At 38.9% G+C, this 16,384-nt stretch carries 14 protein-coding genes; 12 read left to right on the top strand and 2 right to left on the bottom strand.

Features of this window, described 5'->3' with window-relative positions; translation table 11 throughout:
* Window positions 1–23: 23 nt before the first annotated feature.
* The gene (locus tag ACHUE4_RS10370; protein WP_394189689.1) at window positions 24–824 is read right to left on the bottom strand and encodes a TIGR00266 family protein; all 801 of its coding nucleotides are present in this window, start codon (window positions 822–824) and stop codon (window positions 24–26) included.
* Between the two features lie 176 nt (window positions 825–1,000).
* Between ACHUE4_RS10370 and ACHUE4_RS10365 the strand changes: the two genes are divergently transcribed.
* The 10 genes from ACHUE4_RS10365 to ACHUE4_RS10320 all read left to right on the top strand — a co-directional run bounded on the left by ACHUE4_RS10365 (window position 1,001) and on the right by ACHUE4_RS10320 (window position 12,960).
* Window positions 1,001–2,479 (top strand): aldehyde dehydrogenase family protein, encoded by a 1,479-nt coding sequence (locus ACHUE4_RS10365; RefSeq protein WP_394189687.1) that lies wholly within the window; start codon window positions 1,001–1,003, stop codon window positions 2,477–2,479.
* Between the two features lie 47 nt (window positions 2,480–2,526).
* Window positions 2,527–3,699, top strand: a complete 1,173-nt coding sequence (locus ACHUE4_RS10360; RefSeq protein ID WP_394189685.1) for a saccharopine dehydrogenase family protein — start codon at window positions 2,527–2,529, stop codon at window positions 3,697–3,699.
* Window positions 3,700–3,714: 15 nt separating this feature from the next.
* Window positions 3,715–4,920: an acyl-CoA dehydrogenase family protein gene (locus ACHUE4_RS10355; RefSeq protein WP_394189683.1), complete on the top strand. Its 1,206-nt coding sequence runs from the start codon at window positions 3,715–3,717 to the stop codon at window positions 4,918–4,920.
* A gap of 39 nt (window positions 4,921–4,959) precedes the next feature.
* Complete coding sequence (locus ACHUE4_RS10350) at window positions 4,960–5,091, top strand: RAxF-45 family protein (RefSeq protein ID WP_394189681.1); 132 nt, start codon at window positions 4,960–4,962, stop codon at window positions 5,089–5,091.
* A gap of 103 nt (window positions 5,092–5,194) precedes the next feature.
* The gene (abc-f, locus tag ACHUE4_RS10345; protein ID WP_394189679.1) at window positions 5,195–7,066 is read left to right on the top strand and encodes a ribosomal protection-like ABC-F family protein; all 1,872 of its coding nucleotides are present in this window, start codon (window positions 5,195–5,197) and stop codon (window positions 7,064–7,066) included.
* 353 nt (window positions 7,067–7,419) lie between these two features.
* On the top strand, window positions 7,420–9,585 hold the full coding sequence (locus tag ACHUE4_RS10340) for a beta-propeller domain-containing protein (RefSeq protein WP_394189677.1): 2,166 nt from the start codon (window positions 7,420–7,422) through the stop codon (window positions 9,583–9,585).
* Between the two features lie 235 nt (window positions 9,586–9,820).
* Window positions 9,821–10,204, top strand: a complete 384-nt coding sequence (locus ACHUE4_RS10335; protein ID WP_394189675.1) for a GntR family transcriptional regulator — start codon at window positions 9,821–9,823, stop codon at window positions 10,202–10,204.
* Window positions 10,205–10,206: 2 nt separating this feature from the next.
* A complete protein-coding gene (locus ACHUE4_RS10330; protein ID WP_394189673.1) occupies window positions 10,207–10,896 on the top strand; it encodes an ATP-binding cassette domain-containing protein in 690 nt (229 codons plus the stop codon).
* Window positions 10,893–11,726 (top strand): hypothetical protein, encoded by an 834-nt coding sequence (locus ACHUE4_RS10325; protein ID WP_394189671.1) that lies wholly within the window; start codon window positions 10,893–10,895, stop codon window positions 11,724–11,726. The genes ACHUE4_RS10330 and ACHUE4_RS10325 overlap by 4 nt, the downstream gene beginning before the upstream one ends.
* Before the next feature lie 13 nt (window positions 11,727–11,739).
* Window positions 11,740–12,960, top strand: coding sequence for a hypothetical protein (locus ACHUE4_RS10320; protein WP_394189669.1), 1,221 nt, complete (start codon window positions 11,740–11,742; stop codon window positions 12,958–12,960).
* Window positions 12,961–13,168: 208 nt separating this feature from the next.
* Here the strand turns inward: ACHUE4_RS10320 and ade are convergent, their stop codons facing one another.
* Window positions 13,169–14,929 carry an adenine deaminase gene (gene ade / locus ACHUE4_RS10315; RefSeq protein WP_394189668.1) on the bottom strand — a complete coding sequence of 587 codons (1,761 nt, stop codon included), beginning with the start codon at window positions 14,927–14,929 and terminating at the stop codon, window positions 13,169–13,171.
* A 173-nt stretch (window positions 14,930–15,102) separates the two neighbouring features.
* Here ade and ACHUE4_RS10310 point away from each other — a divergent pair, with 173 nt between their 5' ends.
* Complete coding sequence (locus ACHUE4_RS10310) at window positions 15,103–15,849, top strand: threonine/serine exporter family protein (protein WP_394189666.1); 747 nt, start codon at window positions 15,103–15,105, stop codon at window positions 15,847–15,849.
* A 10-nt stretch (window positions 15,850–15,859) separates the two neighbouring features.
* The gene (locus ACHUE4_RS10305; protein ID WP_394189664.1) at window positions 15,860–16,315 is read left to right on the top strand and encodes a threonine/serine exporter family protein; all 456 of its coding nucleotides are present in this window, start codon (window positions 15,860–15,862) and stop codon (window positions 16,313–16,315) included.
* The last annotated feature ends 69 nt before the right edge of the window (window positions 16,316–16,384 follow it).

The raw sequence follows: 16,384 nt of genomic DNA, 5'->3' as shown, positions 1-16,384 counted from the left end.
ATCATCCTGTGCACAGCTTTTCTTTATTTCCCGCCTAAAAGGTCAAACAGTCCGCCGGTTATACTGCCTTCACCCGGTGAGCCTCCACCTGGTGTTTGAGGAGCTGCTGCAAACACGCGGCTTGCTAAACGGCTAAATGGCAGTGATTGAACCCAAACCGTTCCAGGTCCACGCAACGTTGCGAAGAACAAACCTTCTCCACCGAACAAAGCGGTTTTTACACCTTTAACCATTTCGATGTTGTAGTCAACGTCATGCGTCATGGCCACTAAACAACCCGTATCAACGCGCAGCACTTCACCCAGTTGTAAATTCTTTTTGTAAATGGTTCCACCTGCATGTACAAAAGCCAGGCCATCACCTTCAAGTTTCTGCATAATAAAACCTTCGCCGCCAAAGAATCCAGCTCCTAATTTACGTTGGAATTCAACGCCAACAGAAACACCTTTAGCTGCAGCCAAGAAGGCATCTTTTTGACAAATAATTTTGCCGCCCATTTCACTTAAATCCATCGGAATGATTTTGCCTGGATAAGGAGAAGCAAAGTATACGTGTTTCTTACCAGAACCCGTATTCGTGAAGGTTGTCATGAATAAACTTTCCCCAGTAATCAAACGTTTACCAGCACCCATAAGTTTTCCAAGCATCCCGCTTCCAGCTGATCCTGACGATCCGTCACCAAAAATCGTTTCCATAGAGATTCCATCTTCCATCATCATTAAGCTTCCAGCTTCAGCTACTACGGTTTCATTCGGATCTAATTCCACCTCTACAAATTGCATATCATCGCCGTGTAATTTGTAATCAATTTCATGATTGTTCATACATATTGCCTCCTTAAAATTCAAACCTATACATTCATACGCTTCGTGAACCAAAAAGTTTCATCAAACGTCCTATTATAGGAATATTCCGTTATTTAGAAAAATAGAAAAGGGATAGGGTGTCTTTTGTCGAATAAGTAACTGAAAGCGTTTTCAATTCGAAAGGGGTAAAGAACATGAAACTGAAAAATTACATCGGTGGAAAGTGGCAGGAAGCAGGAGATGCGAAATATGTTCCTGTTACCAACCCAGCAACAGGAGAAGAATTAGCGCAAGTGAGATTATCAACTAAAGATGACGTTGATCTAGCCGTTGAAGCTGCAAAAGAAGCTCAGAAAAAATGGGCACTTGTACCAGCGCCGAAACGTGCAGATTATTTATATGAAATTGGCCGTATTATGAAAGAAAAGAAAGAGCATTTGGCTCAAGTATTAACAAAAGAGATGGGCAAAGTGATTGAAGAGGGGCGAGGCGAAGTACAAGAAGGGATTGACATGGCCTTTTATATGGCAGGTGAAGGACGCCGCTTGTTTGGGGAAACGACTCCGTCTGAATTAGCGGATAAATTTGCGATGAGCGTTCGTGCACCGATTGGCGTAGTTGGTCTCATTACACCTTGGAACTTCCCTGTTGCGATCGCGACGTGGAAATCATTCCCGGCGATTGTTGCGGGTAACACCTTCTTGTGGAAACCAGCAACAGAAACACCCATGATGGCATATGAAATGGCTAAAGTGTTCGAAGAAGCTAGGTTACCTGCAGGTGTCGCAAATATCGTGTTTGGATCCGGTTCGGAAGTTGGTACAGCGATGATTGAACATCCAGACGTGAAGGTGATTTCATTTACTGGTTCAACGGAAACAGGACGGTCTGTTGCAGAACTTGGTGGTCGTCATTTAAAGAAAGTATCGCTTGAAATGGGCGGAAAAAATGCGGTAATCGTCATGGAAGACGCCGACCTAGGATTGGCTGTTGAAGGAATCCTGTGGAGTGCATTCGGAACAGCTGGTCAGCGATGTACAGCATGTAGTCGAGTAATCGTTCATAAAGATGTAAAAGAGGAACTTGAAAATCGTCTACTAGAAGCGATGAAGGTTCTTTCAATTGGGGACGGAATGGACGAATCCGTTAAAATCGGTCCAGTGATTAATAAAAAAGCGTTAGATAAAATTCATAGCTATGTTCAAATTGGTAAAGAAGAAGGAGCCACTCTTTTAGTTGGTGGAGAAATTTTAGATAAAGAAAATTTATCGAAAGGAAATTACTACGCTCCGACTTTATTCACAAATGTGGATCGAGATAGTCGAATCGCTCAAGAAGAAATTTTCGGACCGGTTGTTTCGTTGATTGAAGTATCTAGTTTGGAAGAAGCGATTGAAGTGAACAACAGCGTGACATTTGGATTGTCTAGTTCTATTTTCTCTCGTGATGTGAATAAAATCTTTAAGGCACAACGTGATTTAGATACGGGGATTGTCTATGTGAATGCAGGAACAACAGGTGCAGAAATTCACTTGCCATTTGGCGGTACGAAAGGTACGGGCAATGGACATCGAGATTCTGGTGTTGCGGCACTAGATGTATATACCGAATGGAAGAGTATTTATGTAGATTTCAGCGGGAAATTGCAAAGAGCTCAAATCGATAATTCTTAACTTCAACACGAGAGTCTAATCAGAGATTTACAAAGGGGATGTTGTAAATGAAGGTAGTCGTATTAGGTGCAGGGTTAATGGGGAAAGAAGCAGCACGCGATTTAGTGAAAAGCTCTAATGTAGAAAAAGTATTTTTAGCAGACGTTAAGGTAGAACAAGTTCAAACGTTTATAGATAAAATTGGAACCGATAAAATTGAAGCAGTTCGCTTAGACGCTAATAATGACACGGAGTTAAAAGACATCATGAGTAAAGGTGACGTTGTAATCAACGCACTATTTTATTCGTTTAATGAAAAAGTAGCCCGCACAGCAGTTGAAGTGGGTGTACATTCAATTGATTTAGGTGGACATATCGGTGGTGCAACTGATGCTGTTTTAGAATTAAAAACACAAGCCGAACAAAAAGGCATTACACTTATTCCGGATTTAGGGGTAGCTCCGGGAATGATCAATATATTGTCTGGCCACGGTGCAAGTAAGCTTGACGAAGTGAAATCGATTAAGTTGTATGTTGGTGGAATTCCGGTTGAACCTGAAGGTCCTTTGAAATACAATATTGTTTTTTCATTAGATGGCGTGCTGGATCACTATACAGATTCTTCACATGTGTTGCGTAATGGCAAACTAGAAGAAGTTGCTTCTTTAACGGAAATTGAGCCGATTTACTTTGAAGACTTTGGAGAGTTGGAAGCATTTCACACGTCAGGAGGGACTTCAACTTTAACGAAAACCTTCCCTAATATTGAAACGCTTGAATATAAAACAATTCGATATGCGGGTCATGCCGAGAAATTTAAAGTATTGGTGGACCTTGGTTTAACAAATAAAAACACGATGGTAGAAATTGAAGGGAAACAAGTGAGTACAAGAGAAGTCTTAAAAGAGGCACTTACCCCTGGATTATTATTGGGCGATAAGCAAGATGCTGTACTACTGCGCGTGACGGTATCAGGCATTCAAGCAGGTGAACCTGTTACTTATGAATACGAATTAGTGACGAAGAAGGATATGGATGATCAAGTAACCGCGATGGCGAGAGCGACAGCTAATACAATTTCGGTAGTGGCACAAATGATTGGCAATGGCGAAATCACGAAGCGAGGAGTCTATCCGCCCGAACAAATTGTTCCGGGTGATGCATATATCGAAGCAATGAAACAAAGAGGCGTTCATATTAAAGAGACCATACACCAATCAACTTCGGTTGCAAACGGATAACAGGAGGCAAGCAGCATGAACTTCGAATTTTCAGAGGAACACCAATTACTTCGCAAAACAGTACGACAATATGTAGATGATGAAATTATTCCACATATTGCTGAGTGGGATTCGACAGGTGGATTCGATCAAAAAGTATGGACGCGGTTGGCTGATTTAGGATTTATGGGTGTTTGTGTGCCAGAAGCATATGGTGGAAGTGGCATGGATTACAACTCACTTGCGATTGTTTGTGAGGAGCTTGAAAGAGGAGATACGGCTTTTCGAACAGCTGTATCCGTCCATATTGGGCTGAACTCAATGACTTTAATGCAATGGGGAACGGAAGAACAAAAACAGAAATATTTAGTGCCACAAGCGAAGGGCGAAAAAATCGGTGCATTCGGATTAACAGAACCTGGAGCGGGATCCGATGTAGCAGCTATGTCGACGACGGCTAAACTTGATGGCGATCATTATATCTTAAAGGGTCAAAAGACTTGGATTTCTCTTTGTGACAAAGCCGATCATTTTATTGTCTTTGCGTATACCGACAAATCGAAGAAGCATCACGGCATAAGTGCATTTATCGTTGAACGTACGATGGAAGGATTCTCTTCAAAAGCCATTAAAGGAAAATACGGTATTCGTGCAGGGAATACGGGCGAAATTTTCTTCGATGATATTCGAGTGCCTGTTGAAAATCGAATTGGTGAAGAAGGTGAAGGCTTTAAAATCGCTATGTCGGCATTAGACAATGGTCGATTTACAGTTGCTGCTGGTGCTGCAGGGCTTATTATGGCTTGTATTGAAGCGAGCGTGAAGTATTGCAATGAACGTGAAACGTTTGGAAAACCGATTGGCAAACATCAACTAGTACAACAAATGATCGCGAAAATGGAAGCGGGACTGCAAATGAGTCGCTTGCTGGTTTATCGTGTGGGTGAATTAAAAAATAAAGGCGTACGAAATACACGAGAAACATCCTTGGCGAAATGGCAAGCATGTGATTTTGCGAATCAAGCAGCGGACGACGCCGTGCAAATACACGGTGCATATGGTTATTCAGATGATTATCCAGTAGCGAGATATTTGCGTAACTCGAAAGCGCCTGTCATTTATGAAGGCACTCGAGAAATCCATACCATTATGCAAGCCGAGTACGTGCTAGGTTACCGTGAAGATAAAAAATTATCGAAGATGTTACCGAAATGGCCATTTACAATTGACCAAGAAAAATGATAGAATATTCACAACTATAATGAACGGTGGTGAGAAAGAATGAAAAAAGCTGTGAATGCACATGGATTTATATTGGAATTTTTATCTACTTCATGTGCGATTACGCATGATATTTCGGCCAACGGGACAGGTCTGTCCACTTTCGGAAAATATCATACACTTCACAGCTGATAAGTCATTCTTTCCTTTATTCATGAAGGCAAAGACTGTCTGATTTCAGGCAGTCTTTTTGTTTTGCTTCCAGCTGTGTTTTAACTAAAAAGGAGCGAACATCATGATATGTACAATACAAGAAATTAGCAAAATGCTTGGCGGGAATTTAATTTTTGAAAACCTTTCGCTAGCAATAAAAACGGGAGATAAAGTCGCTGTCGTTGGTCGAAATGGAACAGGAAAAACGACATTATTTAAATTAATCGCTGGGATTGAAACGCCAGATGCTGGGAGCATTCATTTCAAAAAAGGAACTCAAATTGGTTATTTAGCGCAAATTCCTTCCTATTCAGAGGAAGTGACTGGACTAAATGTGTTAACCATGGCCTTTGAGGAATTGCTTCAAATGCAACATCAAATGAGCGAGCTTGAAGCGAAAATGTCGACAGCTAATCCTGATGTAATGGAAAAACTGCTGCGTCAATATGGAAATATTCAAGAACAATTCACACTTCGCGATGGATATTCTTATGAATCAGAAATCGACAAGGTCATTCAAGGGTTGCAGTTACAAACTTTTGTAAATCGACCTTTTAATACACTTAGCGGAGGAGAGCAAACCAAGGTTATGCTTGGTCAAATGCTCCTAACAAAACCGGACTTGTTATTACTCGATGAGCCGACGAATCATTTGGATTTATTTGCAGTGGAGTGGTTAGAGCAATATTTGCGTGACTATGAAGGAACGGTTGTCAGCATTTCACATGATCGCTATTTCCTCGATCAAGTTGCGACGAAAATAGCCGATTTAGAAGATGGCGAATTAATTTTATACCACGGGAATTTTTCTGACTTTGTGGTGCAAAAGGAAGCCCGTATAATGAGGGAATTCCAAGAATACGAAGAACAACAGAAAAAAATCAAAAAGATGAAAGAAGCCATTAAACGGTTGAAATTATGGGCAAATGAAGCTGTGCCTCCAAATGCAGCGATGCACAGAAGAGCACGGAACATGGAACGTGCTCTTGAGCGAATGGAAAAAGTGCGTAAACCGTTAATTGATCCAAAGAAAATGAATTTATCATTTGAAGCTGCCCCAAGAAGCGGAAAAGAAGTCGTCATTATGGAACAGGTGAATAAATCTTTTGGTGATAAAGCCTTACTTCATGAAGCTGATTTTAATGTGCGATGGAAAGAACGAGTGGCCATTGTCGGTCGTAATGGAACTGGCAAATCGACCATCTTGAAATTATTAAGAGGTCAATTAGATGCAGATAGCGGGGTCGTTCAATTAGGAAGCAATGTTCGAGTAGGGTTCCTCTCTCAACATTTAGAAATTGCTGATCCGAAGAAACGTTTAATCGATGAGTTCCGAAATGAAGTGAACGTGTTTGAAGGAGAAGCAAGACATATATTAGCTAAATTCATGTTCTATGGTCCGGACGTGTTTAAGCGAGTCAGTGATTTAAGTGGTGGCGAACGCATGCGACTAAGACTCGCTCAACTCATGCATCAAGACGTAAATCTACTGATGCTCGATGAGCCAACTAATCATTTAGACATTGATTCATGTGAAGTACTAGAAGAAGCATTAGAAGACTTCCAAGGCACTATATTAGCTGTTTCGCATGATCGATATTTCTTAAATAAACTTTTCCCACGTACCGCATGGTTAGATAGTGGAAGGTTAACTACTTTCGAAGGACCATACGAATGGGCTCGCAAAAAGTGGGCAGAACAACAGGTTTTATTGGAAAATGAAGCACCTGCATTTGTACCAGTTGAGCGAGTGAAGGCTGTAAAGGTTCGAAGTGAAGAGCCACGATCGTATGAAGCGGAAATTGCAGTGCTTGAGAAAGATATCGCTGCAATCGCAACGCAAGCAGAAGGCGAAGAAGAGTGGGAAGTTTACGAATCATTGATGGCTGACAAAAAGAATTTAGAAGCGAAATTAGATGAGTTGATGGCCGAGTGGTTCAAACATGAAGCTTGATGATTGATGAAATAGAAGGAAGAAGCGGAATCGTGAAAAACGGTTTCGCTTTTTTCTATGTTGATGTCTATTTTGGGCTGAGCAACCACTGACTTAGTGAAAGTGTGCATATTCGGAGTGAAATTTGGTATTTGTTTGGGTTGAAACGCCAAATTATTGAATGCAAACGCCAAATTATCCAAGACTGTAGCCAGAAAAAGTCATCCAAACGCTATATTATCATCTGCTTGCGACAAATTGTTCAACGTAATCCAATGAGAAACAATTTAAAATAATTCATTAATTAATGAAACGAAAATCGTTTATTGGAAGTCTAATCCATTAACAATCGGAAAAGAAGGGGAGAAGACAGAATGAAAAAGAGAAGCCTGTGGCTCTTATTCGCAGCGGGTATCACGGTATTGGTGTTAGCATTTGGATTTATGATTGATAAGGTGACAGTTAGTGCTTCACCTGTGGCATTATCTAATTCGGGGTGGAAAGTGAATTTCTCGTCACCATTAAAAGAAACGGCAATCATCGATGGGAATTTATATTTAGTTGATCAACAAGGGATTGAACCAGAATCGACGATTTCGATGACTAATCAAAATCGCACGCTTGAAGTGTCGGGATTGAAACCGGGTTCATACAAATTACACATGAAACGGGAAGCGCTTCAAGGTGGTTTTCTCAAAAACATAGCGATTAATGAACTATCGTTTATCGTTCAAAAAGATTTACAACCGGTTAAATCTGAAAAAGAATTAAAAGACTACTTCTCAAAAATCCAAAAAATAACGGCTCAATTCAATGTTGATGAAGCAGAATCTGTATCTTCGGAGGAGTCGGCAATGGATAGCAAGTCGTCGGGTTCAGGAGAAGGTGTAGGAGGCGAAGTCGAGTATTCAACTACTAATAACCAAGTTGAAGGGGTGGATGAATCTGATTCTGTGAAAACAGATGGTTCGTATATTTATTCGATTGGCAACGGGCGTGTGGTGATAGCGGATGTTCGAAGTCCTGATGCGATGCAAAAAGTTGCAGAAATCCCACAGGATGACACTTTTTTCCCGACTCAGCTATTTTTACATGATAAAACTCTTATCGTATTTGGCGATAAGCATGTTCCATACGATTACTCAGATACTTCTGGGTCAAGTGGAAAAATGATGATGCCTTTTAATAGTTCAACCAATGTTCGTTTTTACGATATTCAAGATGCCAAATCACCAAAATTAATTCGTGAAATTGGATCGGAAGGCTATTTAAATGGGGCTCGTAAGAAAGATAATATGCTGTATTTTGTAACCAATGTAGCATCTTATTTTAGAATGTCTAATGAACAAGACGATCTAGAACTTCGCCCTTATATATACGATAGTGAAGAAGGCGATAAAGCTTCTCCCCTTTCGTATTCGGATTTGTCGATTCTACCTGGAACACTGGATGCGACGTATAGTGTGATCACAGCCATGGACTTAAACAATCCAAAAGAATCTCAAATCACAACTAAAGGATATCTCGGTAGCAGCCATTCCTTGTATATGTCGAAAGAAGCTTTGTATTTAACTGCACCTATTTATATGTCAACTTCAACAGAAGGCAATAACGCCTCAATTGACATGATGTGGAATCCACAAGAGAGCAATACGGAAATCTATAAATTTAGTTTAGACGGAACGAATGTTAAGTTCGTGTCGTCAGGTGAAGTGACTGGCAGTTTATTAAACCAGTTTTCAATGGATGAACACGAGGGGTATTTCCGAATCGTTACGACAAAAGGATTCGCTTGGAATGAAGAGACGCCATCAGAAAACAATTTATTTATACTAGATTCCGGTATGAACCAAGTTGGTTCAATTGAGGGGTTAGCGAAAGGCGAGCGCATTTATTCAGCTCGATTCATGGGGGATAAAGCCTATATGGTTACGTTTAAAGAAACGGATCCTTTATTCGTCATGGATGTATCAAATCCAACTTCACCAAAAGTTTTAGGCGAATTAAAAATTCCTGGATTCAGCAATTACCTACACCCATTAGATGAAAATCATTTAATCGGGTTCGGATACGATACGTTTACAAGAGACGTTGGAAATGGGCAAACAGCAATCATGACTGGGGGGATGAAGGTTTCCTTATTTGATGTATCTGATTTCGCCAATCCATTAGAAAAGGATGTAGAGATTGTTGGAGGACAAGGAACATTTAGTGCGCTTCAATACGATCACAAGGCTTTATTCCAACACCGCAAAAACAACTTATTTGGCTTCCCAATAACTGTTTATCAAGAAGGAAAAGATGGTTATGGGGAATATGCAGGTCAAGGCGCGGTGGTATATGAAGTTACCGCTGAAAAAGGGATTCAAGAGGTTGGGAATTTAATTAAAGAAAAAAATCCTCAACGTCCATATGAAGAATGGGAGAAATCAATCCAGCGAATGATTTACGTAGGTGATGTTTTATATACGATATCTATGGAAGAAATTAGAAGTTATGATTTGAAAACGTTTAAAGAAATAGGTGTTGTCTCATATTAAAGAAAGGCAGACTACTAACGCGTAACGCTTAGTGGTTTGCTTTTTTTTTGATTTAACTGTACCTTGCAAGATTTAAGCAAGAAGAAATAATGGGTTGAAGGAAAAAAATTCAAAAAACAAGATTGACAACTAAGTGTATTAACCATACAATACACTTATAACTGTATGAACCACTTAATACACACACTAAAGAAATGATGTAGTCCACGTCAAATTACGTATAGGAGTTGCTTTGATGAATGTGAAGTTTAATAATCGCGATCCCGTCTACCTGCAAGTTATTCGGAATTTTAAAGAGAAGATTGCAAACGGAGAATTAGTCCCTGGAGATGAAATACCGTCAAGACGTGAGTTAGCAAACATGTTAAAAATAAATCCTAATACTGCACAACGTGCTTATAAGGAAATGGAGGAACAGGGTTTGATCCATACAGAAAAAAATCACCCAAGCAAAATTACATCGGACATAAAGATCTTAGGAATGGTAAGAGAAGAGTTGCTAGTTGAAGCAGTCGATACATTTGTGGCATCCGTAAGGTCAATAAATGTTCCAGTAGATGAATTATTGAACTTGGTAAAAACAAAATACGCAGGAAATAATGATGATAAGGGGGCTTGAAAATGATTGAAGTAAAAGATGTTACAAAAAATTTCGGTCGAAAAAAGATTTTAAAAGGTGTTTCATTTACTGCTAATAAAGGTGAAATCACTTGTTTAATAGGAATTAATGGAGTTGGCAAAACAACTATTTTAAATGCCATAATGGCACTTACCCCAATTAACAATGGAGAAATTTTAATAGACGGAGAAACCCTTCATAAAAAAACGTTTGAAAAAGTCACCTTCATTCCTGATGCAATAACGATGCTCCCACACATGAAAATTTCAGAGGCTATGGAGTTCATGAATGACTTTTATGCTTGCTGGAACCAAAACCGAGCAACGGAATTACTTGGCTTTTTTAATTTAAATGTATCCGATCGAATATCTTCCTTATCAAAAGGAAATACAGCAAAAGTTAATTTACTTCTTGGTTTAGCAATGGATGTTGATTTTATATTAATGGATGAACCTTTTTCTGGAATTGACATGTTTAGTCGAGAGGAAATCGCTAAAGTATTCACAAGTCATTTAATTGAAAATAGAGGTGTTATCATTACGACTCATGAAATAGGAGATATTGAACATTTAATTGATAAGGTAGTGCTGTTAGATGAGGGAATTGTAATCAAGGAATTCAGCGCGGAAGATGCTCGCGAAAATGAAGGGAAATCTGTGGTAGATGTAATGAGAGAGGTGTACCAAAGATGAAAAACTATTTAAAGTTGTTGAATTTTGAATTTAATCGATCTGCGAAATTATTTGCGGTTTTACTAGGCGTTACACTAGTTATACAAGTTATTGGCGTCATTGTATTGTCGAATAAATATCTAAGCATGGCGAACGAAAAAATGTATGAAGAGTTCATGTCAAAAGCGGATTTCCTATCAAACTTTGGTCAAATGAGTTTTATGTCAGTAGCAGGAAGTGTCTGGTTTCTTGGTCCAATCGCTTTATGCGCGGCAGGCGTAGTGTTTTATATTTTCATCATTTGGTATCGCGATTGGTTCGGGAAGAATACATTTATTTACCGATTATTAATGCTACCAACAACGAGATTGAATATCTTTTACGCTAAAATAACAAATATTTTGTTATTAACATTTGGTTTTGTAGCATTTCAACTTATTTTGATTCCATTAGAGACAACCGTTCTGAAATGGATGGTGCCAAAAGAATTCCGAGTGGATTTAACTGTCAAAGAAATTATTAGTGGCATGCCCGGATTAAACATATTTATACCAACAAGTATTTTTGGCGTGATCGTATATTATGGGGCAGGATTTATGGTAGTGTCCATTCTATTTACAGCAATTTTATTGGAAAGAAGCTATAAATGGAAAGGGATTTTTGCTGGAATCATATATAGTTTAATTGCCTTAGCTGTATTTATTTCACCACTATTTTTGCAAGAATTTATCTTGAATGACTTTTTCTATCCAATGGAATTATTTTTAATGTTGATTGCGATGGGGATCATCGTACTAGCAGTGTCCATTTGGATGAGTGGATTCTTATTAAAGAAAAAAATAACGGTATAGGGAGCGTGTAGAAATGAAGAAATATTGGAAATTCACAGCAACTATAGCTGTTATTGTACTTAGCATTGGGGCATTTTACGTCAATTCGGCTTTGTCAGCTCCACAATATCCAAAATTCGCGATTAAAAAACAGAGTGGTGACGCTAAAGAAATTAAATCATTGGTGTTAGAAGGGGGCTATCATGAAGGAATTGTTATGAGTTATACAAACACGCATTTAAAAATCACTTCTGATGGTTCTGAAAATAGAAATGGTCATTCACTTATAGATCAGGTTAGGGGACAACCGTCTCCAGTCATCAAGGATTTACAGAAGAATTATCGTGATTTCATGCGAGGAAAAAGTCAAAGCATCAATTCATTTTTTGAAAACGATGAATTACTAGCGTATGCAGACGTGAAGTATAAAATTGGCGCATCTCACATAAGAGACTTTAAATTTGATATATCCATATTAAATAAAGATGATGGTAACACAACTTCCTTCAATATTAACGTTCCAGACGCATCGGCAGCTGATTATATATTTGTCGAAGATGTACAGGTTATTGATAACGAGTTGAAAGTGATTTCACAAAATACGATGAGGAAGAATGACAAATATTTTACTGAAAAACATGTCTACACTCTCGACATATCGGCTGGAACGATAACTAACAACGAAAAGATTTTATCCATTCCTGAAGGACAAGGTAATTCATATGTTGATGCTCAATTAATCAATACTAATCCGTTACAGGCTAATGAAAATGTTGTGTTTTTAATAACTCATAGCAATTATGAAGAAGGATTAGACGGACTTAGAGAATCGAGTTCGAGTAAAGAGATATTATTCTATAATTTAAAGACGCAGAAAACAGATACCATCGAAATGCCAGAGAGTTTGAATGACAATCAAGTTAGTTTTTTGGAAGGTTCAACGATTTATTTCTCGAAATTTAGTGAGCAAAATTTAATTGTTACTCCTTTTACCATTGAAAATCATGAAGTTGGTGATGAGTTTACAATCCAGTTATCAAATGAAACAAGCGATGAGGTTCCACCACTAATAATCGTGAAAGAAAGTAAGTTATATGCAGTATCCCAAATTATGAATTCAAAAATGAATGCAAGTGTTGCTGTAGTTAATGTGAAAACAAAAGAATTACTTTATGAGGGGGAAGTGGTTATGAAAAACACTCCCAAAAGTATACAAGAGTTTGAATTATATATGTATGAGATGTCTGTTAACTAGTCCGCGTAATCTTAGTTTTATTTAATGGATAGCTTATTGAATGATCTTCAAGCTTATATTGTAAAAAGATGACTTCGGTATTTTATCGGAGTCATCTTTTTTAATCACACTACTTATATGAGGATTTTAAAGAAAACATGTAACTGTAAGCCCCATTTTTCACCACTTGAGGCTCATGATCTATGCTGGGGTTAGTCCGTAACGCTTATTAGCCTGCTTTTTCTGTATGTTCAACGGGTATATGTTTAAATGATGTAACATCAAATAATCCTGTGTCTGTTAATTTCAATGAAGGAATAACAGGTAAACTAAGAAATGATAAGGTCAACATTAAATGGTAATCAAGTGTCGGATGAATTGTATGGAGTGCTTGGTGCAACTTGTGAAGATCATGGACAGCTTGCTGTGTAGGGCTTTCGGTCATTAATCCCCCAATAGGTAAAGCTAACGAGGCAAGGATTTTACCTCCATCGACAACTACCAAACCGCCTTGCATGGATTGAAGCTTTTCTAAAGCTACTAACATATCCTTATCATTGGTGCCAAGAACAATCGCGTTATGTGAGTCATGTGCGATCGTCGTAGCAACTGCGCCACTTTGAATGCCAAAGCCTTTTACAATTCCTAGTCCTATTGTGTGCTTATGGTGATGACGTTCGATAACTGCTAATTTCAATTGGTCATGATGAATGTTAGGTATAAATTTTCCTTCATTAACATCTACTGTTTCAATAACTCTATTTGTTGTTAGCTGATTCGGGACAATTTCGATCACATTTGCAGTCGAACCCTGTGAAAATGGGATGGCTAAATCTGAAGCTGTCAATGAAGGCAAGTGGACAGATTGTCGAATTCGACTCGAGCAATCAGTATTGCTAGTAGTTTGAGTTATCACTTCACCACTGTGTGCAACTTGAACACCTTTTTTCCAAACAGAAGATATTTCAAGAGTTTCTAGATGATCTAGCAAAACAAAGTCCGCATCAAAACCTGGGGCTAGTGCTCCTTTGCCATTTAACCCGTAACATTCAGCTGCATTTATGGTAGCAAGTTGAATCGCTTGTAATGGGTCCATCCCCGCTTTAATTGAGAGACGAATCGCATGATCAATGCTCCCTTCATTAACGAGTTCATCTAAATGTTTATCGTCAGTGCAATATAAGAACCTACGTGCATTTTGGCCAGAAACCGCTGGCAAAAGATCCTGTAAATTCTTTGCGGCAGACCCTTCGCGAATCAATACATACATGCCTTGCTCAACTCGATCAAGTGCTTCGTCAGATGAAATGCATTCATGATCCGTTTGAATTCCAGCTACTCGGTATCCACGAATTTGCTCATGTTGTAAACCAGCCCCATGACCGTCAATTCGCAAATCTGCCCGTTGCGTCATGACGATTTTTTCTAGCATATCCTCATTTCCATTTAAGACCGCAGGAAAATCCATGACTTCTGCTAATCCGATTACGGATGGATGAGCTAATAAGGGAGATAAATCTTTTGCTTGAAGAATAGCCCCTGCATGCTCAAATGAAGTGGACGGTACACAAGAAGGAAGCATGACATAGATATCCATTGGACTTTTCTCGGCATTATCTAACATGAATTGAATCCCCTCAATACCTGCCACGTTAGCTATTTCATGGGGATCCGTAACGACTGTGGTCACGCCATGAGGCAATAAAACATCTCCGAATGCAGAAGGAGTTAGCATAGAAGACTCAATGTGAATATGCCCATCAATTAATCCAGGAATCACGTAACGACCCTTCGCATCCATTTCATTCAAGGCTTGAAATAAACCAGAGCGATCAACGGCAATAATGACACCATCTGAAACGACTAAGTCAGCTTGAATCCAGGTCAATGAAAAAACGTTAGCTATTTTAGCATTTCGAAGAATGAAGTCAGCGGGACGAGAACCTTGGGAAATGGCAATTCGTTTTTGGAGTATGTGAATGGATTCCATGAATGATTGACCTCCTATCGAAAAAGTTCTTATATCTTATTCGTATTATTGTACAGCCTTTGAGGTGTTAGTTGTAGTTTCAGTACCTGTTTTTGGATTCATACAAAATTTGTTTTTTAGACGCAGGTTCGATAATATGATGCAAAAGGTATTTTTGAAGGGAGTGGGCAAAATTGCTAAATGAGAAAAATGATTTGGCCATTGACTGTTGCCTGCTAGCAGGTCGATTAATGATTGAAAGTGGTGCAGAAACGTATCGGGTTGAAGATACGATGACACGAATGGCGATATCGCAAGGTTTAATCGGCACTCAAAGTTTCGTGACACCGACAGGAATCATGTTTTCGTTAGGTAAGGATGGTTCCACAAGATTAATGGCAATTCGCTTAAGGATTACGGATCTAGAGAAAATAGCATTGGTCAATCAAGTTTCTCGTAAATTGACTACCACCGAATTGACAATTGAAGAAGCCTATGAGGAATTGCAAAGAATTGCTAGCGCGAATTTATTGTTTCCTTTTTCTTGGCAATTAATCGCAGCAGCTATAGCGAGTGGATGCTTTCTTATCCTGTTTGAAGGTACTGTTTGGGACGTACCAGCAGCCACAATTGCAGGAGGATTAGGGTTCATTGTCGTCACTTTAATACACGAGTTAACGAGAGTGAAGTTTTTTGCTGAATTCATTGCGGCTTCTATAGTAGGACTAACCGCGTTTTTATCCACCTTTTTAAATCTCGGTCAAGACTTAAATATTATTATCATTAGCGGTGTAATGCCGCTTGTTCCAGGACTATTAATTACAAATGCAGTTCGCGATTTAATGGCGGGACACTTTGTTTCTGGTGTTTCAAAAGGTGCAGAAGCATTACTAACCGCATTTGCCATAGGTGCAGGTGTTGCATTGGTACTATCATTTTAGGAGGGATGTCATGACGTGGATTATACAGGGCATTCTGAGTTTCGTTATTGCTGTGTCGTTTGCCATCATATTTAATGCGCCGCGTAAAAAGGTCGTAGCATGTGGAGTTGTTGGGATGAGCGGCTGGATGATTTTCAGTGCTTTTACAATGGTCTCACAAGATCAAGTGCAGGCATCCTTTGCTGGTGCATTTGTAGTCGCATTAGCTGCACATATATTATCAAAACGATTTAAAATGCCAATGATTATTTTTAGTGTACCGGGAATTATTTTACTCGTACCGGGTGGACTTGCGTATAACGCCATGCGGAATATTGTTGAAAACGATTATTTAACGGCTATTGCTTTTGCTTCGAAAGCATTTATGACGTCAGGCGCAATTGCTATGGGTCTCGTATTTGCAGAAGTGTTAATGCAATTGATTTTTAGATATATGGCCAAAAGAAAAACTGTCATTGTGAAGTGAATTTCACATGACAGTTTTTTTGTGACAATTTTTTAATATGAAAGACAACATATTAAAAATTCTTGAGTC

Origin of the sequence: Paenisporosarcina quisquiliarum, from assembly GCF_043641925.1 — a bacterium.
Classification (GTDB): domain Bacteria; phylum Bacillota; class Bacilli; order Bacillales_A; family Planococcaceae; genus Paenisporosarcina; species Paenisporosarcina quisquiliarum_A.
This window is presented reverse-complemented; position numbering and strand designations above follow the sequence as displayed.

Bases quoted from the DNA above. Each gene is read 5' to 3' on its own strand.
- ACHUE4_RS10370 (WP_394189689.1), bottom strand. From the start codon at position 824: ATGAACAATCATGAAATTGATTACAAATTACACGGCGATGATATGCAA.
- ACHUE4_RS10365 (WP_394189687.1), top strand. From the start codon at position 1,001: ATGAAACTGAAAAATTACATCGGTGGAAAGTGGCAGGAAGCAGGAGAT.
- ACHUE4_RS10360 (WP_394189685.1), top strand. From the start codon at position 2,527: ATGAAGGTAGTCGTATTAGGTGCAGGGTTAATGGGGAAAGAAGCAGCA.
- ACHUE4_RS10355 (WP_394189683.1), top strand. From the start codon at position 3,715: ATGAACTTCGAATTTTCAGAGGAACACCAATTACTTCGCAAAACAGTA.
- ACHUE4_RS10350 (WP_394189681.1), top strand. From the start codon at position 4,960: ATGAAAAAAGCTGTGAATGCACATGGATTTATATTGGAATTTTTATCT.
- abc-f (WP_394189679.1), top strand. From the start codon at position 5,195: ATGATATGTACAATACAAGAAATTAGCAAAATGCTTGGCGGGAATTTA.
- ACHUE4_RS10340 (WP_394189677.1), top strand. From the start codon at position 7,420: ATGAAAAAGAGAAGCCTGTGGCTCTTATTCGCAGCGGGTATCACGGTA.
- ACHUE4_RS10335 (WP_394189675.1), top strand. From the start codon at position 9,821: ATGAATGTGAAGTTTAATAATCGCGATCCCGTCTACCTGCAAGTTATT.
- ACHUE4_RS10330 (WP_394189673.1), top strand. From the start codon at position 10,207: ATGATTGAAGTAAAAGATGTTACAAAAAATTTCGGTCGAAAAAAGATT.
- ACHUE4_RS10325 (WP_394189671.1), top strand. From the start codon at position 10,893: ATGAAAAACTATTTAAAGTTGTTGAATTTTGAATTTAATCGATCTGCG.
- ACHUE4_RS10320 (WP_394189669.1), top strand. From the start codon at position 11,740: ATGAAGAAATATTGGAAATTCACAGCAACTATAGCTGTTATTGTACTT.
- ade (WP_394189668.1), bottom strand. From the start codon at position 14,929: ATGGAATCCATTCACATACTCCAAAAACGAATTGCCATTTCCCAAGGT.
- ACHUE4_RS10305 (WP_394189664.1), top strand. From the start codon at position 15,860: ATGACGTGGATTATACAGGGCATTCTGAGTTTCGTTATTGCTGTGTCG.